This is a genomic window from Nocardioides sp. SLBN-35 (assembly GCF_006715725.1).
Classification (GTDB): domain Bacteria; phylum Actinomycetota; class Actinomycetes; order Propionibacteriales; family Nocardioidaceae; genus Nocardioides.
On sequence record NZ_VFNU01000001.1, the window covers coordinates 2,638,879 to 2,665,200 of the forward strand.

The following is a 26,322-nucleotide window of genomic DNA, read 5'->3' on the forward strand; positions in this document are numbered from 1 at the left end:
GGTCAGCCTCACTATCCGATCCGCCGCTCGCGGCGGCAGGATGCAACAGGAGACCTACCGACAACGATGAAGTCGATGAGGACGGAGACGCGATGGCCAGCAAGAACAGCTTCGGCGCCAAGAGCACCCTGGACGTGGACGGCAAGTCCTACGAGATCTTCCGCCTCGACGCGGTCAAGGGTGAGGGCCTCGACGTCGAGAGCCTGCCCTTCTCGCTGAAGGTGCTGCTCGAGAACCTGCTCCGCACCGAGGACGGCGCGGACATCACGGCCGAGGACATCAAGGCCCTCGCCGGCTGGGACGAGACCGCCCAGCCCGACAAGGAGATCCAGTTCACGCCTGCCCGCGTGATCATGCAGGACTTCACCGGCGTCCCCTGCGTCGTCGACCTCGCCACCATGCGCGAGGCCATGGCCGACCTGGGCGGCGACGCCACCAAGATCAACCCGCTCGCGCCGGCCGAGATGGTCATCGACCACTCCGTCATGGCCGACGTCTTCGGCACGCCCGAGGCCTTCGCCCGCAACGTCGAGATCGAGTACGAGCGCAACCGCGAGCGCTACCAGTTCCTGCGCTGGGGCCAGGGCGCCTTCGACGACTTCAAGGTCGTTCCTCCGGGCACCGGCATCGTCCACCAGGTCAACATCGAGCACCTCGCCCGCACCGTCTTCACCCGTGAGGTCGACGGCGAGCTGCTGGCCTACCCCGACACCTGCGTCGGCACCGACTCGCACACCACCATGGTCAACGGCATCGGCGTCGTCGGCTGGGGCGTCGGCGGCATCGAGGCCGAGGCCGCGATGCTCGGCCAGCCGGTCTCCATGCTGATCCCGCGCGTGGTCGGCTTCAAGCTGTCGGGCGAGCTGCCCGAGGGCTCCACCGCCACCGACCTGGTCCTCACGATCACCGAGATGGTCCGCAAGCACGGCGTCGTCGGCAAGTTCGTCGAGTTCTACGGCCCCGGCGTCGCGGCGCTGCCGCTGGCCAACCGTGCCACCATCGGCAACATGTCGCCGGAGTTCGGCTCGACCATCGCGGTGTTCCCGATCGACGGCGAGACCACCAGCTACCTGCGCCTGACCGGTCGCTCCGAGGAGCAGATCGCTCTCGTCGAGAAGTACGCCAAGGAGCAGGGCATCTGGCTCGACCCGGCCGCCGAGCCGCGCTACTCCGAGAAGCTCGAGCTCGACCTGGCGAGCGTCGTCCCCTCGATCGCCGGCCCGAAGCGCCCGCAGGACCGCGTGCTCGTCTCCGAGGCCAAGGAGTCCTTCCGCACCGCGCTGGTCGACTACGCCGGCGAGGTGCAGCACACGACGGGCTACGACGAGGCCGTCGAGGAGTCCTTCCCGGGCTCGGACGCCCCCTCCCACGACCCGGCGCAGTCCAACGGCGAGGACGCGCCCAACGCGCACCTCTCCGCGGCGGCGACCGACGGCGGCCGCGCTTCCACGCCGGTCGAGGTCACCCTCGAGGACGGCACCAGCTTCACGCTGGACCACGGCGCGGTGACGATCGCCTCGATCACCTCCTGCACCAACACGTCCAACCCGTCGGTCATGATCGGCGCCGCGCTGCTTGCCAAGAAGGCCGTCGAGAAGGGCCTGACCCGCAAGCCGTGGGTCAAGACCACCCTCGCCCCCGGCTCGCAGGTCGTGTCGGACTACTACGACAAGGCCGGCCTGACGCCGTACCTCGACAAGCTGGGGTTCAACCTGGTCGGCTACGGCTGCGTCACCTGCATCGGCAACTCGGGCCCGCTCATCCCCGAGGTCTCGGCCGCGGTCAACGAGAACGACCTCGCCGTCGTCTCGGTGCTCTCGGGCAACCGGAACTTCGAGGGCCGGATCAGCCCCGACATCAAGATGAACTACCTGGCGTCCCCGCCGCTGGTCGTCGCGTACGCGCTCGCCGGCTCGATGGACGTCGACCTGTTCAACGACGCGCTGGGCCAGGACGCCGACGGAAACGACGTCTTCCTCAAGGACATCTGGCCCTCGCCGGCCGAGGTGGAGGAGACCATCGCCGGCGCGATCAACTCGGAGATGTTCGCCGAGTCCTACGCCGACGTCTTCAAGGGTGACGAGCGCTGGCGCTCGCTGCCCACCCCCGAGGGCAACACCTTCACCTGGGACGAGGCCTCGACCTACGTCCGCAAGGCTCCGTACTTCGACGGCATGCCCGACGAGCCGGCCCCGGTCACCGACATCTCCGGTGCCCGCGTCCTGCTCAAGCTCGGCGACTCGGTCACCACCGACCACATCTCGCCGGCCGGCTCGATCAAGGCCGACTCGCCCGCGGGCATCTACCTCACCGAGCACGGCGTCGCCCCGCGTGACTTCAACTCCTACGGCTCGCGCCGTGGCAACCACGAGGTCATGATCCGCGGCACGTTCGCCAACATCCGCCTGCGCAACCAGATCGCGCCCGGCACCGAGGGCGGCTTCACCCGCGACTTCACGGTCGAGGGCGGCCCGGTCAGCACGGTCTACGACGCCTCGGTGCACTACCAGGAGGCCGGCACCCCGCTCGTCGTCCTGGCGGGCAAGGAGTACGGCTCGGGCTCCTCGCGCGACTGGGCGGCCAAGGGCACCTCGCTGCTGGGCGTCAAGGCGGTCATCGCCGAGAGCTACGAGCGCATCCACCGCTCCAACCTCATCGGCATGGGCGTCATCCCGCTGCAGTTCCCCGAGGGCCAGAACGCCGAGTCGCTCGGCCTGACCGGCGAGGAGACCTTCTCGATCGCCGGCATCACCGAGCTCAACGACGGCACCACGCCGGCGACCGTCAAGGTCACCACCGACACCGGTGTCGAGTTCGACGCGGTCGTCCGCATCGACACCCCCGGTGAGGCGAGCTACTACCGCAACGGCGGCATCATGCAGTACGTCCTGCGGAACCTGCTCCGCGGCTGACCCGCCACGCTGGTCGAGGAGGTTGCGCAGCAACCGTCTCGAGACCGACGGCCCGTCCCTCCGCAACGGAGGGGCGGGCCGTTCGGCATGTGTCGTACGGTGCCGCCCATGCGCTCGATCCCCGATGACTTCGACCCGGCGACCGTCACGGCGATCGACGCGCGACTGGGCGACATCGCGGCGTCGTACGGCGTCCGGGTGCCGTGGGCGATCGAGAGCGGGAGCCGGGCGTGGGGGTTCGCGTCGCCGGACAGCGACTACGACTGCCGGTTCCTCTTCGTCCGGCCGCGGCGCGACTACCTGTCGCTGTGGGCGCCGCGCGACGTCATCGAGACCCCGCTCGAGGGGCTTCTCGACGTCAACGGCTGGGACCTGGCCAAGGCGGTGCGCCTGGCCACGGCCGGCAACGCGACGGTCGGGGAGTGGCTGCGCTCGCCCCACGTGTACGGCGGCGACCCGGCGTTCCGCGACGACCTGCTCGACCTCGTGGCCGCGGTGACCGACCCGGCGCGGGTGCGGCGCCACTACCTGCACGTCGGGCGCGGCCAGTGGGCCAACGCCCGCGTCGGCGCGGACCTGGTCCGGCTCAAGCGGGTCTTCTACGCCGTGCGCCCCGCCGTGACCCTGCGCTGGTTGGACGGGAACGTCGGCGTCCCGCCCATGAACCTCGACGAGCTGCTCGCCGAGTCCGAGGTCCCCGGTGGAGTCCGCGCCGAGCTCGAAGGGCTGCGCAACCTCAAGGCCCGCACCCGCGAGCTGGGCGACGCCCCCGTCCCGCCGGCCATCGCCGCCTGGGTGGAGGGGGTGTTCGTGACCGATCCCGACATCGGCGGCACGCCGAGCGCCGCTGTCCGGGAACGCGCGAACGAGGGTTTCCTCGACCTGCTCGACCGCTGGGCGCCCGCCGGCGGCTGAGGCCCGCGTGACTACGGTGGGCGCATGCTCGTCGCGTTCAGCATCAGCCCGTCCAGCTCCGACGACACCGGTGGCGTGTCCGAGGCCGTGGCCGCCGCGGTCCGGGTGGTCCGCGAGTCGGGTCTGCCCAACGAGACGACGTCGATGTTCACGACGATCGAGGGGGAGTGGGACGAGGTGATGGCCGTCGTCAAGCGGGCGGTCGACGTGGTCGCCGCGACCTCGCCCCGGGTCGGGCTGGTGCTCAAGGCCGACATCCGGCCGGGCTTCAACGGTGAGCTCACCGCGAAGGTGGAGCGGGTGGAGCGGGCGCTCGAGCAGTGAGCCAGCCGCCGTTCCCGCCGCCGCCGCCCCCTCCTCCTCCGCCCCCGGGCCCACCCCCGCCGTACGGGCCGCCCCCCGGCTTCGCGCCTCCGCCGCCCCCGCGCAGGCGCTCGCCGCTGCCGATCGTGTTCGCCGTGCTCGCCGCGGTCCTGGTGGTCGCGGCCGCGGTGCTGGTCCCGGTCGTGCTGTCGAAGGACGACGACTCCGGGACGGACGCCGGCGACGGCGACACCTCCGCGCAGGTCGACACGAGCAACCTGGACGCCGTGCAGGAGTACGCCGGGCTGACCAACCAGCACCTGGCGCCCGGCAAGGAGTTCGACTACCCGCAGTCCCCGCCGGCGGGCGGCGACCACGCGCCGTACTGGCTCGAGTGTGGTGTCTACGACGAGCCGGTGCCCGAGGCGAACGCCGTCCACGACCTCGAGCACGGCACGGTGTGGCTGACCTACCGCACCGACGACGTCGACGCCGCCGGCATCGAGCAGCTCGCCGAGCAGCTGCCGGACAACGGCATCCTGTCGCCGTACGACGACCAGGAGGCACCGGTCGTGATCACGGTCTGGGGTCGCCAGCTCGCGCTGACCGGGCCGGACGACCCGCGGATCGGGATGTTCGTCGCGGAGTTCGGCGCGGGCGACACCGCACCCGAGCCCTTCGCGTCCTGCCACGGTGGCGTCGACCCGGCCGACCTGCCGTCGGGCGGAATCGCCGCGTGAGCCAGCGGTTCGCGGCCGTGCTGCTGGTCGACCCGCGCGGCTGGCTGCTGCTGCAGGAGCGCGACGAGCACCCGCGGCTCGATCCGGACTGCTGGGGCTTCGTGGGCGGCCACGTCGAGCCGGGTGAGGACCCGGACGCCGCCGCCCACCGCGAGCTGGCCGAGGAGACCGGCCTGACCGCCGAGGAGCTGCCCCTGTGGCGGGAGTTCGCCGTCTCCCACGAGGCCAACGGCGCCGACGACGTGGTCGGCCTCTACGCCACCCCGACCCGGGCCACCGATGCCGACGTCGTCGTCGGGGAGGGGCGCCAGATCGTGTTCGTCGACCCGGCGGCCCTGGCCGGGCGCCCGCTGAGCCGCGCGGCGCGGGAGATCCTGCCTGCCTTCCTCGCCTCCGAGCGCTACCGCGAGCTCACCGACCACGGGGGCTAAGGTCGGATCCGTGACCTCCCTCACCGTGATCCCCGTTCCCGGCCACGGCGCGGAGGACGTCGTCGTGGCGACGTCCGGGCCCGACCTGGGCTGTGTGTTCACCGGCACCGAGGACGGCGCGATCTTCCGGGTCAGCCCCGACGGCACGAAGGTCGATCGGGTCGCCCACACCGGCGGGCGCCCCCTCGGCATCGAGTTCGCGCCGGACGGCCGGCTGCTCGTGTGCGACGCGCAGCGCGGTCTGCTCTGGGTCGACCCGGCGAGCGGCGCCGTCGAGCTGATCACCGCGGACGTCGCCGGCCGGCCGATGGTCTTCTGCAACAACGCGGCGATCGCCGAGGACGGCACGATCTGGTGGTCGGACTCCTCGACCGAGTTCGGGATCGCCCGCTGGAAGGACGACTTCGTGCGCAACACCCGCACCGGGCGACTGCTGCGCCGCGACCCCGATGGCACCGTCGCGGTCGTCCTCGACGGGCTCGCGTTCGCCAACGGCGTCGCGCTCTCGGCCGCCGGCGACTTCGTCTGCGTCGCCGAGACCGGTGCCCGCACCGTCGTACGCCACTGGGTCACCGGCGACAAGCAGGGCAGCCGCGACCTCCTCGCCGCCGACCTGCCCGGCTACCCCGACAACATCTCCCGCGGCACCGACGGGCTGATCTGGATCACCATCGCCAGCCCCACCGACCCGCTCGTCGAGCGGCTGCAGCGCGGCCCGATGGTGCTGCGCAAGCTGGCCACGAGGCTGCCGGAGGAATTCCAGCCGAAGCCGAAGCAGACCGTCCGCGTCGTCGCGTACGACGAGCAGGGCACCCTCGTGCACGACCTCGACCTCGCGCCGGGCGAGCACGGCGCGGCGTACCACATGGTGACCGGCGTGCGGGAGCACCGCGGCCGGGTCTGGCTGGGCAGCCTGCACGAGCCCGCGATCGCGTTCACCGACCTCTAGCCCCGTAGACTGGCCCCCATGTCTGTCCTCGAGACCATCACCACCCCGCGTGACCTGCGGGCCCTGTCCGAGGACGAGCTCACCCAGCTGGCGGCCGAGATCCGTGACCTGCTCATCCGCACCGTCGCCACCAACACCGGCCATCTCGGGCCCAACCTCGGCGTCGTCGAGTTGACCCTCGCGATCCACCGGGTCTTCGACTCCCCGCGCGACAAGATCGTCTTCGACACCGGCCACCAGTCCTACGTCCACAAGCTCGTCACCGGCCGTGCCGGCGACTTCGGCACGCTGCGGCGCGAGGGCGGGCTGAGCGGCTACCCGAGCCGGGCCGAGTCCGAGCACGACCTGGTCGAGAACTCCCACGCCTCCACGGCGCTGAGCTACGCCGACGGCATCGCCAAGGCGTTCCGCATCCGTGGCGAGGACCGGCACACCGTGGCCGTCATCGGCGACGGCGCGCTCACCGGCGGCATGGCCTGGGAGGCGCTCAACAACATCGCGATCCAGCACGACTCCAAGCTCGTGATCGTGGTCAACGACAACGGCCGCTCCTACACGCCGACCATCGGCGGTCTCGCGACGGCGCTCACCAGCCTGCGCACCAACCCGCGCTACGAGCACGTCCTCGACGTCGTCAAGCGTCGCCTCAACGCGGTGCCCGGCGTCGGCGCGGCGGCCTACGACGCCCTGCACGCCATGAAGAAGGGCATCAAGGACGCGCTCGCGCCGCAGGGGCTCTTCGAGGACCTCGGGCTCAAGTACGTCGGCCCGGTCGACGGCCACGACCGCTCGGCCATGGAGCAGGCACTCGCCCAGGCCAAGCGCTTCGGCGGCCCGGTCATCGTGCACGCGATCACCCGCAAGGGGTTCGGCTACGACCCTGCCGAGCGGCACGAGGCCGACCAGTTCCACGCGCCCGGGCCGTTCGACGTGCAGACCGGCGCCGAGAAGCCCAAGGGCCCGATCTGGACCGACCACTTCGCCGACCACGTCGTCGCGATCGGCGAGCGCCGCCCCGACGTCGTCGCGATCACCGCGGCGATGATGCACCCGGTCGGCCTCGACAAGTTCCAGGCCCGGTTCCCCGAGCGCACCTTCGACGTCGGCATCGCCGAGCAGCACGCCGCGACCTCCGCGGCCGGCCTCGCGATGGGCGGCATGCACCCCGTCTTCGCGGTCTACGCGACCTTCCTCAACCGGGCCTTCGACCAGGTCCTGATGGACGTCGCGCTGCACAGGTGCGGGGTCACCTTCGTGCTCGACCGCTCCGGCGTCACCGGTGACGACGGCGCCAGCCACAACGGCATGTGGGACATGTCCATCCTGCAGGTCGTGCCCGGCCTGCGCCTGGCCGCGCCCCGTGACGTGACCCGGATGCGCGAGCTGCTCGACGAGGCGGTCGAGGTCGCCGACGCCCCGACCGTGGTCCGCTTCCCGAAGGGCCCGCCGCCCGAGGACGTGCCGGCCATCGGCGCCGAGGGCGGCTGCGACGTGCTCGTCCGCAACGGCGCCCGCGACGTGCTCATCGTCTCCGTCGGCTCGATGGCGCCGGTCGCCGTCGACGTCGCGCAGCGCCTGGTCGACCAGGGCATCGGCGTCACCGTCGTCGACCCACGCTGGGTCAAGCCGGTCGACCCCGCGCTCGTCGAGCTCGCCCGCACCCACCGCCGGGTCGTCACGATCGAGGACAACGGCGTCGTCGGCGGCGTCGGTGCGGTGCTGCTGCAGACCCTCGCGGCCGCCGACGTGCGCACCCCGGTGCGCATCCACGGCATCCCGCAGGACTTCCTCGACCACGCCAAGCGGGCCGCGATCTTCGAGCGGATCGGGCTCACCTCCTCGGCGATCGCGCTCGAGGTCCTCCACGACATCGCTCGGGACAGCGCGGACCCCGCCCCGGAAGGACGGGCGCTCCTCGATGTCGACGGCTCGCGCTAGGGGATTCCTCCCGGCCCTGGCCCTGCTCCTGCTGTCGCTCACCGCCTGCTCCGACGACCCGCCGCCGCCGACGTACTCCGGCTCCGGATACGACGACGTCGCGACCCTGATGCAGAAGACGCTGGACAAGCGGGCCCGAGGGCTGCGCACCCACGACGTGGCCCGGTTCCGCAAGGCGCTCGACCGCGGGGACGCCGGCCTGGTCGAGGAGCAACAGGCCTACTTCGACAACCTCGCCCAGCTGCCCGTCGGGGAGCTCCACTACGAGGTCGCCGCCGACACGATCACGCCGGTCGAGGGCAGCGAGGACTACTGGGTCGAGGTGGTGCTCAGCCTCGGCCTCGACGGGTACGACGCCACGCCCACCCGCACCCGCGACCGGTTCCTGTTCACGCCCTCGCCCGACAAGAGCCGGCTGGTCATCACCTCGACCACCGACTACTCGTGGGAGACCGCGCACCCGGGCAACCTCCAGCCCTGGGACCTCGGCCCGATCCAGGTCCGGGAGGCGGTCGGCGTCCTCGGCGTCTTCGACGACACGACGGTGCGCAACGCCGGCAAGGTGCTCGACGCGGCCGGCAGCGGGCGCTCGGACGTGCGCAGCGTGATCGGGTCGACCAGCGCGACCGCCCCGACGGGCGTGGTCGTGTACTCGCTGCGCGACCCGGCCTTCCTGCGCGGCCTCGCCGACCAGACGGTGGGCGACCCCGACCGCGCCGACGGCCTCACGATCGCGGTGCCCGTCGACGGGATGGACGCGAGCCAGGGTGTCGCGTCGTACCGGATCTTCCTCAACCCACGGGTCCTCGAGCAGCCGGTCGGGGTGCTCGGCCGCCTGGTCCGCCACGAGCTCACCCACGCCACCCTCGGCTCCCGCGGCCACGGGGCCCCGCTGTGGCTGAGCGAGGGCGTCGCCGAGTACGTCTCGGTGCAGCCGATGGCGCCGGCCCGCCGCCGGCTCCCGGCCCGGGCGCTCGACCTCGCCGCGACCGTCACGGACCTCCCCGGCGCGGCCCAGTTCGGCGGCCCCGACGCCGAGGCCTGGTACGCCGTGTCCTGGTGGGTCTGCGAGTACGTCGCCAGCGTCTACGGCCGGCCGGTGCTGTTGCTGCTCCTCGACCGGCTCGCCGACGGCGCCGACCAGGCGCAGGTCCTGCCCGAGGTCCTCGGTGTCACTCCCGCACAGCTGGCCCAGCGGGGTGTAGGACTGATGGAACGCACCTACTCGGGACAGGAGGGCCCATGAGCCTCTTCCGCACCAAGTCGGTCGAGCAGTCGATCGCCGACACCGACGAGCCGGACCACCGGCTGCGCAAGGACCTCTCGGCGCTCGACCTCACCGTCTTCGGCGTCGGCGTCATCATCGGTGCCGGCATCTTCGTGCTCACCGGCACCGTCGCCGCCAGCAACGCGGGTCCGGCGCTCGCGCTGAGCTTCGTGATCGCCGCCGTCGCCTGCGGCCTCGCGGCGCTCTGCTACGCCGAGCTCGCCTCGACCGTGCCGGTCGCGGGCAGCGCCTACACCTTCAGCTACGCCACGCTCGGCGAGCTCGTCGCGTGGATCATCGGCTGGGACCTGGTGCTGGAGTTCACCGTCGGCGCCGCGGCGCTCTCGACCGGGTTCTCAGCGTACCTCCAGGAGGTGCTGGGCATCGTCGACGTCACCCTGCCGACCCAGATCAGCTCCGCCGCCGACGGCCTCATCGACCTGCCCGCCGTGGTGATCGCGCTGCTCGTCACATTCCTGCTGATCCGCGGCACCAAGTTCTCCAGCCGCTTCAACCAGGTCGTCGTCGCGCTCAAGCTGGTCGTGGTCGCCGCCGTGATCGTGGTCGGCATCGCCCACATCGACGTCAGCAACTGGACCCCGTTCATCCCGGACGCGCAGCCCGCACCCGAGTCCAGCGGCGGCTTCGCCGACGTACCCCTGATCACCAGCCTGCTCGGCCTCGAGCCGGCGGTGTTCGGCCTCGCCGGCGTCATCTCCGGCGCCGCGATCGTGTTCTTCGCCTTCATCGGCTTCGACATCGTCGCCACCACCGCAGAGGAGACGAAGAACCCGCAGCGCGACGTCCCGATCGGCATCCTCGGCTCGCTGGCGATCGTCACCGTCCTGTACGCCGCGGTCAGCCTCGTCGTCACCGGCCTGCGCAGCTACAAGGACATCGACCCCGACAGCGCGGCGCCGCTCGCCGACGCCTTCAAAGCCTCCGGCGTCGACTGGATGCCCGACCTGATCTCGATCGGCGCCTGCATCGGCCTGGTCGTCGTGGCCATGATCCTGATGCTCGGCCAGTCCCGGGTCGGCTTCGCGATGGCGCGCGACGGACTGCTCCCGCGCGGGCTCGCCAAGGTGCACCCGACCTGGGGGACGCCGTACCGGATCACCATCCTGACCGGCGTCGCGGTGGCCGCCATGGCCGGCTTCATCGACCTCAGCACGCTCGCCCACCTGGTCAACATCGGCACCCTGTTCGCGTTCATGCTGGTCAGCATCGGCGTCGTCGTGCTGCGTCGCAGCCGACCCGACCTGCCCCGCGGCTTCCGTACGCCGGCCGCCCCCGTCGTCGCGGCGGTCTCGACGCTGATGTGCTTCTACCTGATGCTCAACCTGACCGGGGACACCTGGATCCGGTTCGGCGTGTGGATGCTGATCGGGTTCGTCGTCTACTTCGCCTACGGCCGCAGCCACAGCCGGCTGCAGCAGCGACCGCCGACCGAATAGGCTCTCCGGGTGACCTCATCGCCCCGTCTCGTCCACATCGTCGACGAGGTGCCCGAGCTGGAGGGCGTCGAGAACCTCGCGCTCGTGGTGGCGCTCGAGGGCTTCCTCGACGCCGGCAACGCCGGCGCGCTCGCCGCACGCCACCTGGTCCGTGCCGGCGCGTTCTCGACCGACGGCGGGGGAGTGGTGGTCGCGACCTTCGACGTCGACCAGCTCCACGACTACCGCGCCCGGCGTCCCCCGATGACCTTCGCGCGCGACCACTACGAGGGCTACGAGGCCCCGCGGCTGGTGGTGCGGATGCTGCGCGACGCCGGCGGTACGCCCTACCTCCTGCTGCACGGTCCCGAGCCCGACATCCGCTGGGAGGCGTTCTGCCGCGGTGTTCGGGAGGTGGTCGAGCGCTTCGACGTCGCGCTGGTCGTCTCGATGGGCTCGGTGCCCATGGCGGTGCCCCACACCCGGCCGATCGCGATCACCCACCACGCCAACAACCCCGACCTGCTCACCGGCTCCAGCCCGTGGCGCGGTGAGCTGCGGGTGCCGAGCAGTGCCCAGGCACTGCTCGAGGTCCGGCTCGGCGACTGGGACCACGACGCCCAGGGCTTCGTCGCCCACGTGCCCCACTACCTCGCCCAGCTCGACTACCCGCGGGCCTCGGTGTCGCTGCTGGAGCAGGTCGAGCTGGCGGCCCGGCTCACCGTCGACCTCTCCGAGCTGCAGGAGTCCGCCGACGAGCGGGAGGAGGAGATCGGTCGCTACCTGTCCGCCAACGACGAGGTCGCCGACGTGGTCACCGCGCTGGAGCAGCAGTACGACACCTTCGCGCGCGCCGAGGAGGAGGGCAGCAGCCTCCTGGCCGAGGACGAGCCGCTGCCGACCGGCGAGGAGATCGGCCGGCAGTTCGAGCAGTTCCTGGCCGGCCTCGAGGGGCCTGACGAGACCGGAGGAACGCCATGAGCGAGCGCGTCATGGGGGAGGCCACACGAAGGCTGGTCGAGCTGCTCGACCTCGAGCAGCTCGACACCGACCTGTTCCGCGGCCAGCAGCCCGAGACCATCCGGCAGCGGGTGTACGGCGGCCAGGTCGCCGCGCAGGCGCTGATCGCCGCGTCCCGGACGGTCGACGAGGGCATGAAGGTGCACTCGCTGCACTCCTACTTCCTGCTGCCCGGCGACTACAAGGTGCCGATCATCTACGACGTCGAGCGGATCCGCGACGGCAAGTCGTTCGCGACCCGGCGAGTCCTCGCGCGCCAGCACGGCCGCCCGATCTACTACCAGTCGCTCAACTTCCAGCGTGCCGAGGAGGGCCTCGAGCACCAGGACGTCATGCCCGAGGTCAGGCCGCCCGAGGACGGCCTGGACCTGATGGCGCTGATGGCCGAGCGTGGCACCGACGACGGGCTGAGCAAGGAGTGGGCAGCGCTCGACGTGCGCTGGCTCGGCAACTCCGCCCACGGCATGGACCCCGACCCGATGCACCCGTCGAAGACCCAGGTCTGGATCCGGGTCGACGGGCGACTGAGCGACGACCCGATGGAGCACCTCGCGACGTTCACCTACGCCAGCGACGTGTCGCTGCTCGGCGCGACCCTCGCCGCCCACCCGGAGCACGGGCCGCACAAGGTGCAGATGGCCTCCCTCGACCACACGATCTGGTTCCACCGGCCGTTCCGGGCCGACGAGTGGTGGCTCTACGACCAGTGGTCGCCGTCGGCCAGCGGTGGCCGGGGCCTCGCCCTGGGCCGGATCTTCACCCAGGACGGCACGCTCGTCGCCACCGTCGCCCAGGAGGGGCTGATCCGCCCGACGCGCTGACCCTCCCGTGTCCGGGGGTTGTCTCCGGGCCGCCACAGGAGTTACGTGAAGCCATGGCGGACAAGCGCGGAGAGAGGCGGGGCGAGCACGACCTCGCGGCAACCGGGCCCGACCAGGTACGCAACGTGGTCCTGGTCGGGCCTTCCCACTCGGGCAAGACCTCCCTCGTGGAGGCCCTTCTCCTACACACCGGCGCGATCAACCGGGCGGGTACGACGGCCGACGGCACCACGGTGTGCGACAGCGAGGACGCGGAGCGCAGCCACGGCCGCTCGATCTCGCTCGCGGTGGCGCCGCTGGTGCACCGGAAGGTGAAGGTGAACCTGATCGACACCCCCGGGTACGCCGACTTCGTCGGTGATCTGCGGGCCGGGCTCCGCGCCGCCGACTGCGCGCTGTTCGTGGTCGCGGCCAACGAGGAGGTCGACGAGGGCACCCGCGCCCTGTGGCGCGAGTGCGACCAGGTCGCCATGCCGCGCGCGGTCGTGGTCACCAAGCTCGACCACCCGCGCGCCGACGTCGATGCGGTCGTCGCCCAGGCGAGGGAGGCGTTCGGCGGCAAGGTGCTGCCGGTCTACCTCGCGGGGGCCGATGGCCTCACCGGGCTGCTTTCCGGCGGCACCGACGACCCGCGTCGTGGCGAGCTGATCGAGGCGATCATCGAGGAGTCCGAGGACGAGGACCTGATGGACCGCTACGTCGGCGGCGAGGAGGTCGCCCTCGACGTGCTGGTCGCCGACCTGGAGACCGCCGTCGCCCGCGCCAGCCTCCACCCCGTCGTCCCGGTCTGCGCCACCACCGCCGTCGGGCTCGGCGAGCTGCTCGACCTGTGCGTCGACGGCTTCCCCTCGCCCCTGGAGCACTCCTCGCCCGAGGTCTTCACCCCCGCGGGTGCGTCCGTCGGCCGGGTCTCCTGCGACCCCACCGGTCCGCTGGTCGCCGAGGTGGTCAAGACCGCCGGCGACCCGTACGTCGGCCGGATCAGCCTGGTCCGGGTATTCTCCGGCACCCTCCAGCCGGACACGGCGGTCCACGTGTCCGGGCACTTCTCGTCGTTCTTCGCCGCCGAGGGCGGGCACGAGGACCACGACGAGGACGAGCGGATCGGCGCGCTCGGGCACCCGTTCGGTGCCGCGCAGGTGCCCGCCGCGCGGGTGCTCGCCGGCGACCTGGCCACGGTCGCCCGGCTGTCTCGCGCGGAGACCGGCGACACCCTCTCCGCCGTCGACAAGCCGCTGGTGCTCAAGCCCTGGTCGATGCCCGACCCGTTGCTCCCCGTCGCGATCGAGGCGGCCACCCGCTCCGACGAGGACAAGCTGTCGCAGGCGCTCGGCCGGCTGGCCGCGGAGGACCCGAGCCTGCGCATCGACAACAACGCCGACACCGGTCAGCTCGTGCTGTGGGTGATGGGGGAGTCCCACGCGGACGTCGTGCTCGAACGACTGGCGGAGCGGCACGGCGTGGCTGTCGAGCAGCGCGAGCTGCTGGTCCCGCTGCGCGAGTGCGTGACCAGTCCGGCGAAGGGCCACGGCCGGCACGTCAAGCAGTCCGGCGGTCACGGCCAGTACGCCATCTGCGACATCGAGATCGAGCCGCTCCCCGAGGGCAGCGGCTTCGAGTTCGTCGACAAGGTCGTTGGTGGCGCGGTGCCGCGCAGCTACATCCCCAGCGTCGAGAAGGGCGTGCGCGCCCAGATGGAGCGCGGCCTGCGCCACGGGTACCCGGTCGTCGACCTGCGCGTCACCCTCACCGACGGCAAGGCGCACAGTGTCGACTCGTCCGACATGGCGTTCCAGAGCGCGGGCGCACTGGCCCTGCGCGAGGCGGCGCAGGCGTCCGGCGTCTCGATGCTGGAGCCGTACGACGACGTCAGCGTCCTGGTCCCCGACGACCTGGTCGGGCCGGTGATGAGCGACCTGAGCGCACGAAGGGCCCGGCTGCTCGGCAACGAGAACGTCGACGGCGGCCGGACCCTGGTGCGGGCCCACGTCCCGCAGCGCGAGCTGGTCCGCTACGCGGTGGACCTACGCGCCTCGACGCGCGGCGCGGGCACCTTCACCCGCTCCTTCGCGCACTACGAGCCGATGCCCGAGGAGCAGGCGCGGCAGGTGACGCCGCGCCTGCACCACTGACGCGGCTAGAGGGCGGTGGTGCGACCCAGCAGGTGGGGCGCACCACTCTTCGGGTTGACCAGCGTGAAGTCGTAGCCCGCCGCGTTGGCCTCGGCACCGAACTGCGCCTTGCCCGGCAGGAAGATCGGCTTCTTGAACGCGACCTCGACCTTGACCGCGTCCGGCAGCCGGTTCTCCAGGGCCGCGATGCAGCGGGCCTTGCTCCACATGCCGTGTGCGATGTGGCGCGGGAAGCCCAGCGCCTTCGCGGTCAGCGGGTAGAGGTGGATCGGGTTGCGGTCACCCGACACGGCGCCGTACGTCCGGCCGATGTTCTCCGGGATGCTCCACACCGGGCCCTTGGCCGCGATCGAGCTCAGCGACATCCCGGGGTCCCCGTTCTCCTTGTCTCCCTTGCCGACGCGCAGGTACGTCGACACCGACTCCCACACGACCTCCTCGCCCACGGTGCCGGTGACGTTCATGTCCCAGGCGCGGCCCTTGGTGCTGGCCCGCAGGTTGTCGGCCTTCAGGGACAGCGACACGGTCTCGCCGATCGCCACCGGACGGTGCTGGACGATGGTGTTCTCCAGGTGCACCGACCCGATGGCCGGGAACGGGAACTTGGCGTCGGTCATCAGCTGCATGTGCAGCGGGAACGCCAGCATGTGCAGGTACGGCACCGGCGCGACGTCGCGGTTCGGGAAGCCGCACACGGCGGCGTACCGCTCCACGGCCGAGCGCTCCACCAGCACGTCGTCGCGGGACAGGGTGAGGTCCGGCAGCGCGCCGCCGGTCTTCTTGATGCCCGGCAGCTGGTTCACGCCGGGGACCGCGGGCAGCGCGGCCTTCAGCATCACGGGGAGAGCCATCCCACCCATGATCAGGCTCCCAGCATCATCTGGCCGCAGACCCGCACCACGTTGCCGTTGACGGCGGTCGAGGCGGGGGACGCGTACCAGGCGATGGTCTCGGCGACGTCGACCGGCAGCCCGCCCTGCGCCATCGCGTTGAGGCGCTGGCCGACCTCGCGGGTGGCGAACGGCACGGCGGCGGTCATCTGGGTGATGATGAAGCCCGGCGCGACGGCGTTGATCGTGACGCCGTCCTCGAGCTTGTCGGCCAGCGAGTCTACGAAGCCGATGACGCCGGCCTTGGACGCGGCGTAGCTGGTCTGGCCCAGGTTGCCGGCGATGCCGGCGATGGAGGCGACACCGATGATCCGGCCGTTGCTGTTGACGACCTTCTGGTCGAGCAGCTCGGCGGTGATCCGCTCGGGCGCCTCCAGGTTGATCTGCAGCACCTTGCCGAAGCGCTCCGGCGTCTGGTTGGCGAGCTTCTTGTCCATCGTCACGCCCGCGTTGTGCACGACGATGTCGACGCCGCCGTGCTTCTCCTTGAGGTGGTGCGCGATCCGCTGCGGGGCGTCGGCGGCGGTGATGTCGAGGGTGAGCCAGTCGCCGTCGAGCTCGTTCATGACCTTGACCAGCTCGTCGGCGGCCTGCGGGACGTCGAGGCCGACGACCTTCGCGCCGTCGCGGTGCAGCACCCGGGCGATCTCCTCACCGATGCCGCGGCTCGCGCCGGTCACGAAGGCGACCTTGCCGGCCAGCGGCTGGGTCCAGTCGGCGAGCGCCGAGCCGTGGGACTCGGCGTGGGCGCCGATCCGGACGACCTGGCCCGAGACGTAGGCCGACTTCGGGCTGAGCAGGAAGCCGAGGGTCGACAGGACCGAGTCCTCGTAGCCTTCGGCCACGTAGACCAGCTGGACGGTGCCGCCCTTGCCGATCTCCTTGCCGAGGCTGCGGGTGAAGCCCTCGAGGGCGCGCTGCGCGATCTCCTCGCTGCCCTCGACCAGGGCGGGCGGCGTACCGATGACGACGACGCGGGCGCAGCTCTTGAGGCTGCGCATCAGCGGGGTGAAGAAGGCCTGCAGCTCGACGAGCTGCTCGACGCTCGTGATGCCGGTGGCGTCGAAGACCAGGCCCTTGTACTTCTCGCCCTCGGTCTGCGCGCCGACCGAGGCGATGCCGAGCACGTCGAGGAGCCCCGGCAGGGACTCGGCGAGGCGGCCGCGGCCGCCGACGAGGACGGTGCCGTCGACCAGCGGGTCGCCGGCCTGGTAGCGGTCCAGCTTGGTGGGGTTCGGCAGTCCGAGGTTCTTGACGAGGAGCTTGCCGATCGGGGAGCTCACGAAGCCCTGGTACTTGTCAGTCATGACACCATGTAACTAGATGTGTAACTCTGAGTCCACATTTCGTGATCTCGCCCTCAATCGGTTCTCCGGAGGGCCCCGCTGCGTGAGGATTGATCCATGACCGAGACTGTTCGCCGGGCCGCCGTACTGGGCGGTAACCGTATTCCGTTCGCCCGCTCCAACGGCGCCTACGCCACCGCCTCCAACCAGGAGATGCTGACCGCTGCCCTCGACGGCCTCGTGGCGCGCTTCGGGCTGGAGGGTGAACGTCTGGGTGAGGTCGCCGGTGGCGCCGTCCTCAAGCACAGCCGCGACTTCAACCTGGTCCGCGAGTCGGTGCTCAGCACCCGCCTCGCCCCCGAAACCCCGGCCATCGACCTGCAGCAGGCCTGCGGCACCGGCCTCCAGGCGATCAACTACATCGCCAACAAGATCAAGCTCGGCCAGATCGACTCCGGCATCGGCGGTGGCGTCGACACCACCTCCGACGCGCCCATCGCGATCTCCGAGAAGCTGCGCAAGAAGCTGATCCAGCTCAACAACGCGCGCTCCACCAAGGACCGCCTCGCGATCCTGGCGACCATCCGCCCCGGCGACATCGGCCTCGCGGTGCCGTCCAACGGCGAGCCGCGCACCAAGCTCTCCATGGGCGAGCACCAGGCGCTGACGGCGCTGGAGTGGCAGATCGCCCGCGAGGCCCAGGACGAGCTGGCCGTCGCCTCGCACCACCACCTCGCGGCGTCGTACGACGAGGGCTGGCAGGACGACCTGATCACCCCGTTCCGCGGCCTCGAGCGCGACAACAACCTGCGCGCCGACTCCTCGCTGGAGAAGCTCGCCAAGCTCAAGCCGGTCTTCGGCAAGGGTGAGGCGGCGACCATGACCGCCGCCAACTCGACCCCGCTGACCGACGGCGCGTCCGCCGTCCTGCTCGGCTCGGACGAGTGGGCCGAGGCCCACGGCCTCGAGGTGCTCGCCTACTTCGTCGACTCCGAGGTCGCCGCCGTCGACTTCGTCAACGGTGCCGAGGGGCTCCTGATGGCGCCGGCGTACGCCGTGCCGCGGATGCTCGAGCGCAACGGCCTGAGCCTGCAGGACTTCGACTTCTACGAGATCCACGAGGCGTTCGCCTCGCAGGTGCTCTCGACCCTCGCCGCGTGGGAGAGCCCGGTGTTCTGCAAGGAGCGCCTCGGCCTCGACGCGCCGCTCGGCTCGATCGACCGCGCCAAGCTCAACGTCAAGGGCTCCTCGCTCGCCGCGGGCCACCCGTTCGCGGCCACCGGCGGCCGGATCGTGGCCAACACGGCCAAGCTGCTGAAGGCCAACGGCGGCGGTCGGGCGCTGATCTCGGTCTGCGCGGCCGGCGGCCAGGGCGTCGTCGCGATCATGGAGCGCTGAGCAGGACATCGGCGTCGATCGGACGAACCAGGTTCGTCCGATCGACGCCGATGTGGTTCTTCAGGCGGTGACCAGGGCGAGGGCCGAGCGCACCAGGTAGGAGCGCACCTGCGCCGCCGAGATCTGCCCGACCGTCGGGATGCCGGGCGCGACCTCGCTGACGAGGATGCCCAGCCGGGCCAGCTGCAGGGCCCCGAGCCCGCTGGCGTACAGCGCGTTGGCGAGCAGCACCGGGTCGTCGCTCAGCTCGAACGCGCCCGCCTCGACTCCCTGGCTGAGGGTGTCGGACAGGACGGTCAGGCAGGAGGTGATGCCGCGCCCGAGCCGGAAGAGCGGTCCCTCGGCGATCTCGTCGAGGAGCTCCTCGCCGGGACGCACCATGAGCGCCTGCGCACAGTCGACGAACGCGGGGTGCGCCACGCCGTAGTCGACGAACGCCCCCACGATCCGCTCGAGCCGCTCGCCCGGAGCACTCCCGCTCGCCGCGGCCGCCGCCATCGCGTCGTGCAGCTCCTCGAGGTAGCCGACCAGGGTGAGCGCGAACAGCTCCTCCTTGCCGGTGAAGTGCCGGTAGACGATCGCCCGGTTGATCCCGACCGCGCTCGCGATCTCCTCGATCTGGACGTCCCGCACGCCCTTGGAGTCGAAGATCTGGCGCGTCGCCGCGATGATCTCCGCCTGCCTTGCCTTCCGACGCGCGGCCGCCGCCTTGCGACGGCCGTCGGTGGCTGGTGCATTGGTCGCCATGGGGGAAGTGTACGAGACGTGCAACTCGGTGTTGCAACATCTCCCCGTCAGGGCGTCGCGAGCCCCCGCACCGTCTCGATCGTGTCCGCCTCGTCGGCGCCCTTGTCGTCGCGGTACCGCACGACCCGCGCGAACCTCAGCGCCAGCCCGCCCGGATAGCGCGTCGAGTGCTGCAGCCCGTCGAAGGCGATCTCGACGACCTGCTCTGGGCGGACGGTGACGACCCACCCGTCGTCGGCGACCTCGAGCGAGCGGAAGCGCTCGGTCTGCCAGGCGAGCATCTCGTCGGTCATGCCCTTGAAGGTCTTGCCCAGCATCACGAAACCGGTGGGGGAGGACGGGTCGCGGGCACCGAGGTGGATGTTGGACAGCCAGCCGCGGCGGCGACCGGAGCCATGCTCGACGGCGAGGACGACGAGGTCGAGGGTGTGGACCGGCTTCACCTTGACCCAGGCGGACCCGCGGCGACCGGCGTCGTACGGCGCGTCGAGGGACTTCACGACGACACCCTCGTGGCCGGAGGCGAGCACCGAGTCGGTGAAGGCCGCTGCCTCGTCCACCGAGGAGCCGATCCAGCGCTGCACTCGGTGCTCGGCGGGGACGAGGTCCTCGAGGACCTGCCAGCGCTCGTGGGCGGGACGGTCGATCAGGTCGGTGCCGTCGAGGTGCAGCACGTCGAAGAAGTACGGCGACACGACGGACTCCGCGGCGGCGGCCGAGGCCGTGCGTGAGGCGGTCTCCTGGAACGGGCGCGGGCGGCCGTCGGCGGCCAGCCACAGCGCCTCCCCGTCGAGCACCACCCGTGAGGCGGGCAGTGCGCGGGTGATCGCGACCACCTCGGGCAGGCGGTGGGTGATGTCGTCGAGGCTGCGGGTGGCGACCAGGACGTCGTCGCCGTCGCGGTGCACCTGGATCCGGATGCCGTCGAGCTTCGCGTCGACGCCGATGACCCCGGAGCCCGCCTTCGCGACGGCTGCGGCCACGTCGGGCGCCGACGAGGCGAGCATCGGCAGCACGGGCCGGCCGACGGTCAGCCCGACCGAGCCCAGCGCCGCCGGGCCGGCGAACGCCTCGTCCACGACGTACGTCGCACCGCCGGCCAGCATCGCGGCCCTGCGTACCGCGGCCAGGGGCACGCCGGCGGCGACTGCGAGGGCCTCGGTGACGACCGCCTCGAGGGCGCCCTGGCGGACCTCGCCGACCGCGACCGCGCGCAGCCACTCCTGCTCGGCCGCGGTGGCCCGGCCGAACAGGTCCGCGACCGCGGCCGAGCGCAGCCCGACCGAGCCGGGCCCGCCGAGCAGCGACATCGCCTCGAAGGCGGCGTCGACCTCGCTCACCTCGAGGGACGACGCTTCGGCGGGGGAGGGCAGGGTCTGCAGTCCCCGCCACCCGAGTCCGGTACGACGCTGCCGGAGCCGCCCGCTGAGGTAGCGGGCGACCAGCGCCCGCTCCCCGGCCGGGGCAGCAACCAGCAGCGAGCTGATCAGCCGGGTCTTCTCCTTGCGCGAGCGCGTCGCGGCGACCTGGCGGGAGACGTCGACGAGGTCGCGAAGCAGCATGGCTCGGCCGGGGCTCAGCGCGTGGCGTCCAGCGAGGCAGCGGTGACGGCCCCGTCGATCACGTGCTCGTAGACCTCGTCGAGGTCGAGCTCGGCATTGGTGCCGGACAGGTCGCCGAAGTAGCCGGCGACCTCCAGCGACACGAAGCCGTGCAGGCACGCGAACAGCGCCATGGCGTTCTGCAGGAGCCGTTCGTCGGGCAACCCGGCGGAGCGACCCATGATCGCCAGTGCCTCGATCGCGTCGAGCGCGGCGGCGTAGAAGGCCTCACGGTCGATCGGGGGGCGGGTGAGGGCGGCGTACCGCTGCGGGTGGGTGCGGGCGAACGCGCGCAGCGCGTGGCTGAGGGCGCGCAGCCCGCCGACGCCGGCGTGGCCCATCGCGGCACCGCGGACGTGGTCGCCGAGCAGGCGCATCGCGCGCACCTGGATCAGCGCGCGCAGGTCCTCGAGGTTCGCGACGTGGTTGTAAAGGGAGGAGACCCGGGCCTCGAGCTCGGCGGCGAGCGAGGTCATGGTGAGGGCGTCGTAACCGTCGCGGTCGACGAGCGCCTCCGCCGCCTGGAGCACCGCCTCCTGGTCGAGGCGGGCCCGGCGACTGCGGGTCGTGTCGATGCTCAACTGCCCTCCGGAGCCTGAGGAAGAGGTCGGTGACGAACGAAAGACATTCGTCGTTGCGTGAGAGAGCCTAGTCTCTCGCGACCCGGAGCGCAGCGACCAGCCATGGACCTACAGTGCTCCCGTGACCTCCCCGGACGAACCGGTCGCCCCGGACGCGGAGCGCGTGTGGCTCCCCGGTCGTCCCGTCCCGGTGGGCGCGCTGCTGCGCCAGCAGCGGCACGGCGGAGGTGACCCGACCCATCGGCTGGCGCTCGCCGGCCGGCACTGGCGCGCCTGCCGTACGCCCGACGGCGTGGCGACGCTCGCCGTCTCCGAGCAGGACGCGAGCGGCGCGATCGCGGCGCGCGCGTGGGGGCCCGGCGCCACCTGGGCGACCGAGCAGTTGCCCGCTCTGCTCGGCGAGTCCGACGACTGGTCCGGCTTCGAGCCGCGCCACCCGGTCCTCGCGGAGGCCCGGCGCCGGCACCCGCACCTGCGGCTGGGACGCACCGGCCTGGTGCTGGAGGCCCTGGTGCCCGCGATCATCGAGCAGAAGGTCACCGGCCAGGAGGCCTTCGCCGGCTTCCGGGCACTCGTACGGCGATACGGCACCCCGGCGCCGGGACCGGGTGCCGCGCTCGGGCTGATGGTCCAGCCCGACGCCGCGGCCCTGCGCCGGGTCCCGTCCTGGGAGTGGCTGCGCCTGCACATCGACCCTGCGCGCAGCCGGGCGGTGGTGACCGCCGCCCGGCATGCCGAGGCCCTGGAGCGAGCCGCCGGCCTGCCGGAGGAGGAGGCCGAGGCACGGTTGCGCGCACTGCCCGGGATCGGGGTGTGGACGGCCGCCGAGGTCCGCCAGCGCGCGCTCGGCGACCCCGACGCGGTGTCCTTCGGCGACTACCACGTCGCCAAGGACGTGGGTTGGGCGTTGGAGGGACGGCTGTTCGACGACGCCGAGCTGGCCCGGTACCTGCGCCCCTGGGCGGGGCACCGGGGCCGCGTCCCGTTCCTCGTGGCGGCCGCCGGGCTGCACCGCCCCCGGCGCGGTCCGCGGATGGCGCCACGTGAACATCTCAGGAGCCGTGACCAAATTGCGTGATAAGTGTTACACCGAGCAACAGGCAGTCACGGGGGGCTGGCTGGAACCGGTTCCACCGGTGAGACAGGCAGGGGTGTTTATGCACGAGAGGCGGTTGCCCTGATGAGCACCGTGGTCGCCGGGGGACGGTCCGTCCTCGACAACATGACCGGTCGGTTCAGGGCCGGGGTGATCACCACCGGCGAGCTGGTCAAGCTCGCCGTGGAGTCCATCCAGTGGGGGTTCTCCGACATCGTCGCCCGCAGGTTCTCGTGGTCCGAGTTCCTGCTGCAGTGCTGGTTCATGACCCGGGTCTCACTGCTGCCGACCATCCTGGTCGCGATCCCGTTCGGCGTCATCACGTCCGTGCAGATCGGCGCCGCGGCCAACCAGATCGGCGCCCAGTCCTTCATCGGTGCGGTCAACGGCATCGGCGTGCTCCGGCAGGGTGCGCCGCTCGTGACCTCGCTGATGATCGCGGGCGCGGTCGGGTCCGCGGTGTGCGCCGACCTCGGCGCCCGCACCGTGCGCGAGGAGATCGACGCCCTCAAGGTCATGGGCATCTCGCCGATCCAGCGACTGGTCGCGCCCCGCATCCTCGCGGCCCTGCTGGTCTCGGTCCTGCTGACGATCATCGTCGCGATGACCGCCATGACGACCGCGTTCGTGATCGTCGTGGGCGGCGGCCAGATCTCGTCGGGCACCTACCTCGACTCCTTCGTCGGGCTCGCCCAACCGGGTGACCTGATCCTCGCCGAGTTCAAGGGCCTGCTGTTCGGCTTCGTCGCGATCATCGTGTGCGCCCACAAGGGACTCAGCGCCCACGGCGGACCGAAGGCCGTGGCCGACGCCGTCAACCAGGCCGTCGTGCTCAGCGTCATCATCCTCGCCGTGATCAACGTCGGGCTGACCCAGGCCTACGTGATGCTCTTCCCCGGAGGTGCCTGATGTCCGGGGTCCAGCTTGGTCGGGGCGTCGGAGCCCGGTTCTCCGACGCACTCGTCGGCATCGCCGACTCGGTGATGAGCACGCTCGCGATGCTCGGCTCCTTCGTGAGCTTCTCCGGCAAGGTCTTCCGCGAGATCCCCGCGACGATCGCCCTCTACCCCAAGGAGGTGCTGCGCCAGATCAAGGACATCGCCTGGGGCAGCGGCGCCCTCCTCGTCGGTGGCGGCACGGTCGGCGTGATGATCCTGCTCTCGGTCGCCGCCGGTACGTCGATCGGCATCGAGGGCTTCAACGGCCTCGAGATCGTCGGCCTGGCGCCGCTCACCGGCTTCATCTCCGCGAGCGTCAACACCCGTGAGCTGGCGCCGCTCATCGCCGCCCTGGCGCTCGGCGCCCAGGTCGGCTGCCGGTTCACCGCCCAGATCGGCTCGATGAAGATCCACGAGGAGATCGACGCCCTCGAGGTGATGGCGGTCAGCGCCGTGCGCTACGTCTGCACCACCCGGGTCATCGCCTGCATGGTCGCGATCCTTCCGCTCTACCTGATCGGCCTGATCGGCAGCTACGTCGCCTCGCAGGCCTCGGTCGTCATCCTGTTCGGGCAGTCACCAGGCCAGTACGACCACTACTTCTCGACGTTCATCCAGGGCAGGGACATCGTCTTCTCGATCATCAAGATCCTGATCTTCGCCCTGACCGTGGCCCTGATCCACTGCTGGTACGGCATGCGCGTCGGCGGCGGTCCGCAGGCCGTCGGCGAGGCGACGGGCACCGGCATCCGGGCCAGCATCGTCTCGATCGTGCTCCTCGACATGGTCCTCACCCTGGTGTTCTGGGGCGGCGACCCGGGCTTCCGGATCTCCGGGTGAGGTGACGACATGGCTCGAGAGATCTCCCGCAACCAGCTGGCCCGACGCGGCCTGATCGCGATCGTCGCGCTCGCCGTCATCGGTGCCTTCATCACCCTGCGCAGCAACGGCACGTTCGGCTCGAAGCCGCACGTCACCGCCGAGGTCGCCAACGCCGGCGGCGCGCTGCGGTCCGGCTCCGACGTCAAGATGAACGGCGTCATCGTCGGCAAGGTCACCCAGATCAGCCGCGCCGCCTCGGGCGGCGTCACCGTCGACATGGAGATGTCGAAGAAGGACATGGACGTCGTGCCCGGCAACGTGGTGGCGCGGATCCTGCCCGCCACGGTGTTCGGTACGACGTTCGTCGACCTGGTCGTGCACGGCAAGCCCGCCGGCGAGCTCAAGGCCGGCGCGAAGGTGCAGGCCGACAGCACCCAGGAGACCCTGGAGCTGCAGCAGGCCCTCGACGACATCGACCGCCTGGTCAAGGCGCTGGGCCCGGCCGAGCTCGCCTCGGCGATCGGCTCGGCGGCCGAGGCGCTCGACGGTCGCGGCGGCCAGATCGGGCAGACCGTCCGCACATTGAACGACTACCTCGACCGGATCAACCCGCGGATGCCGCAGGTCCGGGCGGACCTGCAGGCGCTCGCCTCCACGACCCAGCTCGTCAACCAGATCGCGCCCGAGCTGCTCGACGCGACCGACGACGTCCTGGTCACGCTGCACACGATCGTCACCCAGGAGGCAGCGATCACGGCGCTCATCAGCGGCGGCACCAACCTGGCGAAGACCTCGCGTGCCTTCCTGAACAAGAACGAGAAGAACCTGGTGGACTTCATCAACGGATCGGCGGTGCTGCTCGACGCGGTCTACGACAACCGGAAGGCCGGCATCACCGACGCGCTGGCGGTCAACATCCTGCTCGGCACCAACCTGCCCGAGGCGGTCCGCGGCGGCTTCGTGAAGACCGACGGCACGCTGCGCCTCTCGCCGCCGCCCTACTACACGAGCGGCCAGCAGCCCGTCTACCGCACGGGCAGCACCGACCCCGCGGGTGTCGGACGACTCTGGGGGGAGGGCCGATGACCGGGCTGCGCTCGATCGCGATCAAGTTCACCGCGTTCGCCATCGTGAGCGGGCTGATGCTGCTGCTGCTGGTCAACACCATGCAGAACGGCGTGCCCGGCGGGACCCACGAGTTCAAGGCCGAGTTCGCCGACGTCAGCGGCCTGCGCGTCGGTGACGACGTCAAGGCGGCCGGCGTCCGGGTCGGCCAGGTCAAGGACATCAAGGCGACGACCGACGGTGCCGAGATCAAGGTCGAGCTGGTCAAGGACCAGCCGCTGCTCGACACGACCAAGCTGGTCATGCGCTACCAGAACCTCCTCGGCCAGCGCTACATCTCGCTGATCCAGGGGGCACAGCGCGGTGCCGCGCTGAAGGACGGCGCCACGGTGCCGATCGCGCGGACCGACCCGGGCTTCGATCTGACCGGCCTGCTCAACGGGTTCCGGCCGCTGTTCAAGGTGCTCCAGCCCGGCGACGTCAACAAGCTCGCGTCCTCGCTGGTCAAGGTGCTCCAGGGCGAGGGCGGCACGGTCGAGCAGCTGCTCGCCCAGACCGGTCAGCTCAGCAACTTCCTTGCCGACCGCGACACCGTGATCGGTGAGGTGATGACCAACCTCAAGCCCGTGCTCGACAACATCGCCGGCCAGGGGGACGAGCTCTCCCAGACCGTCGTCGAGCTGCGCAAGCTGATGACCGGGCTGGCCGAGGACCGCAAGTCCATCGGGGCGTCGATCGACGGTGTCAGCCGGCTCGTCGGTGCGACCAGCTCGCTGCTCAAGGAGGTCAAGGTGCCCCTGACCAAGACGACCGACCGCCTGGTCACGGTCGCGGACATGTTCGAGAGGTCCCGGGGGAGCCTGGTGCAGGCGATCCCCGCGTTCACGACGGTCTTCGAGTCGCTCGGCCGGGCCACGTCGTACGAGAACGCGCTCAACGTCTACGTCTGCTCGCTCTCCGTGGCGCTGACGGAGAACGGTGCGGGCATCAACCCGGTCGGCAACAACGGCCCGTGGTCGGCGGCGTGCCGATGA

At 71.3% G+C, this 26,322-nt stretch carries 23 protein-coding genes; 18 read left to right on the forward strand and 5 right to left on the reverse strand.

Going from position 1 to position 26,322, the window contains the following annotated elements:
* Window positions 1-92: 92 nt before the first annotated feature.
* The 12 genes from acnA (at window position 93) to FBY23_RS12820 (ending at window position 14,864) form a co-directional block, all read left to right on the forward strand.
* Entirely contained in the window at window positions 93-2,912 is a 2,820-nt protein-coding gene (gene acnA, locus FBY23_RS12760; protein ID WP_141798490.1) for an aconitate hydratase AcnA, read from the forward strand.
* A gap of 108 nt (window positions 2,913-3,020) precedes the next feature.
* Window positions 3,021-3,827 carry a nucleotidyltransferase domain-containing protein gene (locus tag FBY23_RS12765; protein WP_141798491.1) on the forward strand — a complete coding sequence of 269 codons (807 nt, stop codon included), beginning with the start codon at window positions 3,021-3,023 and terminating at the stop codon, window positions 3,825-3,827.
* A gap of 24 nt (window positions 3,828-3,851) precedes the next feature.
* The gene (locus tag FBY23_RS12770; protein WP_141798492.1) at window positions 3,852-4,151 is read left to right on the forward strand and encodes a thiamine-binding protein; all 300 of its coding nucleotides are present in this window, start codon (window positions 3,852-3,854) and stop codon (window positions 4,149-4,151) included.
* A 125-nt stretch (window positions 4,152-4,276) separates the two neighbouring features.
* Window positions 4,277-4,870 (forward strand): DUF3105 domain-containing protein, encoded by a 594-nt coding sequence (locus tag FBY23_RS12780; RefSeq protein WP_160158230.1) that lies wholly within the window; start codon window positions 4,277-4,279, stop codon window positions 4,868-4,870.
* Window positions 4,867-5,301, forward strand: a complete 435-nt coding sequence (locus tag FBY23_RS12785) for an NUDIX domain-containing protein (protein WP_141798494.1) — start codon at window positions 4,867-4,869, stop codon at window positions 5,299-5,301. Before FBY23_RS12780 ends, FBY23_RS12785 begins: the two co-directional genes overlap by 4 nt.
* 10 nt (window positions 5,302-5,311) lie before the next feature.
* Window positions 5,312-6,250, forward strand: coding sequence for an SMP-30/gluconolactonase/LRE family protein (locus FBY23_RS12790; RefSeq protein WP_141798495.1), 939 nt, complete (start codon window positions 5,312-5,314; stop codon window positions 6,248-6,250).
* A gap of 18 nt (window positions 6,251-6,268) precedes the next feature.
* On the forward strand, window positions 6,269-8,188 hold the full coding sequence (dxs, locus tag FBY23_RS12795) for a 1-deoxy-D-xylulose-5-phosphate synthase (protein WP_141798496.1): 1,920 nt from the start codon (window positions 6,269-6,271) through the stop codon (window positions 8,186-8,188).
* The gene (locus tag FBY23_RS12800; protein ID WP_141798497.1) at window positions 8,169-9,434 is read left to right on the forward strand and encodes a hypothetical protein; all 1,266 of its coding nucleotides are present in this window, start codon (window positions 8,169-8,171) and stop codon (window positions 9,432-9,434) included. The genes dxs and FBY23_RS12800 overlap by 20 nt, the downstream gene beginning before the upstream one ends.
* Window positions 9,431-10,912, forward strand: a complete 1,482-nt coding sequence (locus FBY23_RS12805) for an amino acid permease (RefSeq protein WP_141798498.1) — start codon at window positions 9,431-9,433, stop codon at window positions 10,910-10,912. Before FBY23_RS12800 ends, FBY23_RS12805 begins: the two co-directional genes overlap by 4 nt.
* Window positions 10,913-10,921: 9 nt before the next feature.
* On the forward strand, window positions 10,922-11,872 hold the full coding sequence (locus tag FBY23_RS12810; protein WP_141798499.1) for a PAC2 family protein: 951 nt from the start codon (window positions 10,922-10,924) through the stop codon (window positions 11,870-11,872).
* Window positions 11,869-12,732: an acyl-CoA thioesterase II gene (locus FBY23_RS12815; RefSeq protein ID WP_260805938.1), complete on the forward strand. Its 864-nt coding sequence runs from the start codon at window positions 11,869-11,871 to the stop codon at window positions 12,730-12,732. The genes FBY23_RS12810 and FBY23_RS12815 overlap by 4 nt, the downstream gene beginning before the upstream one ends.
* 53 nt (window positions 12,733-12,785) lie before the next feature.
* A complete protein-coding gene (locus FBY23_RS12820) occupies window positions 12,786-14,864 on the forward strand; it encodes an elongation factor G (RefSeq protein WP_141798500.1) in 2,079 nt (692 codons plus the stop codon).
* 5 nt (window positions 14,865-14,869) lie between these two features.
* On the opposite strand, the gene FBY23_RS12825 is transcribed toward FBY23_RS12820, so the two are convergent.
* Together FBY23_RS12825 and FBY23_RS12830 are read right to left on the reverse strand one after the other, a co-directional pair.
* Complete coding sequence (locus FBY23_RS12825) at window positions 14,870-15,715, reverse strand: MaoC/PaaZ C-terminal domain-containing protein (RefSeq protein WP_260805939.1); 846 nt, start codon at window positions 15,713-15,715, stop codon at window positions 14,870-14,872.
* 11 nt (window positions 15,716-15,726) lie between these two features.
* The gene (locus FBY23_RS12830; RefSeq protein WP_141798502.1) at window positions 15,727-17,061 is read right to left on the reverse strand and encodes a 3-oxoacyl-ACP reductase; all 1,335 of its coding nucleotides are present in this window, start codon (window positions 17,059-17,061) and stop codon (window positions 15,727-15,729) included.
* Window positions 17,062-17,157: 96 nt separating this feature from the next.
* On the opposite strand from FBY23_RS12830, the gene FBY23_RS12835 reads away from it, so the two are divergent.
* Window positions 17,158-18,438, forward strand: coding sequence for an acetyl-CoA C-acetyltransferase (locus FBY23_RS12835; RefSeq protein WP_141798503.1), 1,281 nt, complete (start codon window positions 17,158-17,160; stop codon window positions 18,436-18,438).
* 60 nt (window positions 18,439-18,498) lie between these two features.
* Here the strand turns inward: FBY23_RS12835 and FBY23_RS12840 are convergent, their stop codons facing one another.
* The 3 genes from FBY23_RS12840 to FBY23_RS12850 are packed head-to-tail and all read right to left on the reverse strand — an operon-like array spanning window position 18,499 to window position 21,367.
* Window positions 18,499-19,185: a TetR/AcrR family transcriptional regulator gene (locus tag FBY23_RS12840; RefSeq protein ID WP_141798504.1), complete on the reverse strand. Its 687-nt coding sequence runs from the start codon at window positions 19,183-19,185 to the stop codon at window positions 18,499-18,501.
* A gap of 47 nt (window positions 19,186-19,232) precedes the next feature.
* Window positions 19,233-20,747 carry an ATP-dependent DNA ligase gene (locus FBY23_RS12845; protein WP_141798505.1) on the reverse strand — a complete coding sequence of 505 codons (1,515 nt, stop codon included), beginning with the start codon at window positions 20,745-20,747 and terminating at the stop codon, window positions 19,233-19,235.
* 14 nt (window positions 20,748-20,761) lie between these two features.
* A complete protein-coding gene (locus tag FBY23_RS12850) occupies window positions 20,762-21,367 on the reverse strand; it encodes a TetR/AcrR family transcriptional regulator (protein WP_222117811.1) in 606 nt (201 codons plus the stop codon).
* Window positions 21,368-21,488: 121 nt separating this feature from the next.
* Here FBY23_RS12850 and FBY23_RS12855 point away from each other — a divergent pair, with 121 nt between their 5' ends.
* From FBY23_RS12855 to FBY23_RS12875, 5 genes are all read left to right on the forward strand, one after another.
* A complete protein-coding gene (locus FBY23_RS12855; protein ID WP_141798506.1) occupies window positions 21,489-22,445 on the forward strand; it encodes a DNA-3-methyladenine glycosylase in 957 nt (318 codons plus the stop codon).
* 102 nt (window positions 22,446-22,547) lie between these two features.
* The gene (locus FBY23_RS12860; RefSeq protein WP_141798507.1) at window positions 22,548-23,372 is read left to right on the forward strand and encodes an ABC transporter permease; all 825 of its coding nucleotides are present in this window, start codon (window positions 22,548-22,550) and stop codon (window positions 23,370-23,372) included.
* Complete coding sequence (locus FBY23_RS12865) at window positions 23,372-24,241, forward strand: ABC transporter permease (RefSeq protein WP_260805940.1); 870 nt, start codon at window positions 23,372-23,374, stop codon at window positions 24,239-24,241. Before FBY23_RS12860 ends, FBY23_RS12865 begins: the two co-directional genes overlap by 1 nt.
* Before the next feature lie 9 nt (window positions 24,242-24,250).
* Complete coding sequence (locus FBY23_RS12870) at window positions 24,251-25,309, forward strand: MlaD family protein (RefSeq protein ID WP_141798508.1); 1,059 nt, start codon at window positions 24,251-24,253, stop codon at window positions 25,307-25,309.
* Window positions 25,306-26,322: an MCE family protein gene (locus tag FBY23_RS12875; protein ID WP_141798509.1), complete on the forward strand. Its 1,017-nt coding sequence runs from the start codon at window positions 25,306-25,308 to the stop codon at window positions 26,320-26,322. The genes FBY23_RS12870 and FBY23_RS12875 overlap by 4 nt, the downstream gene beginning before the upstream one ends.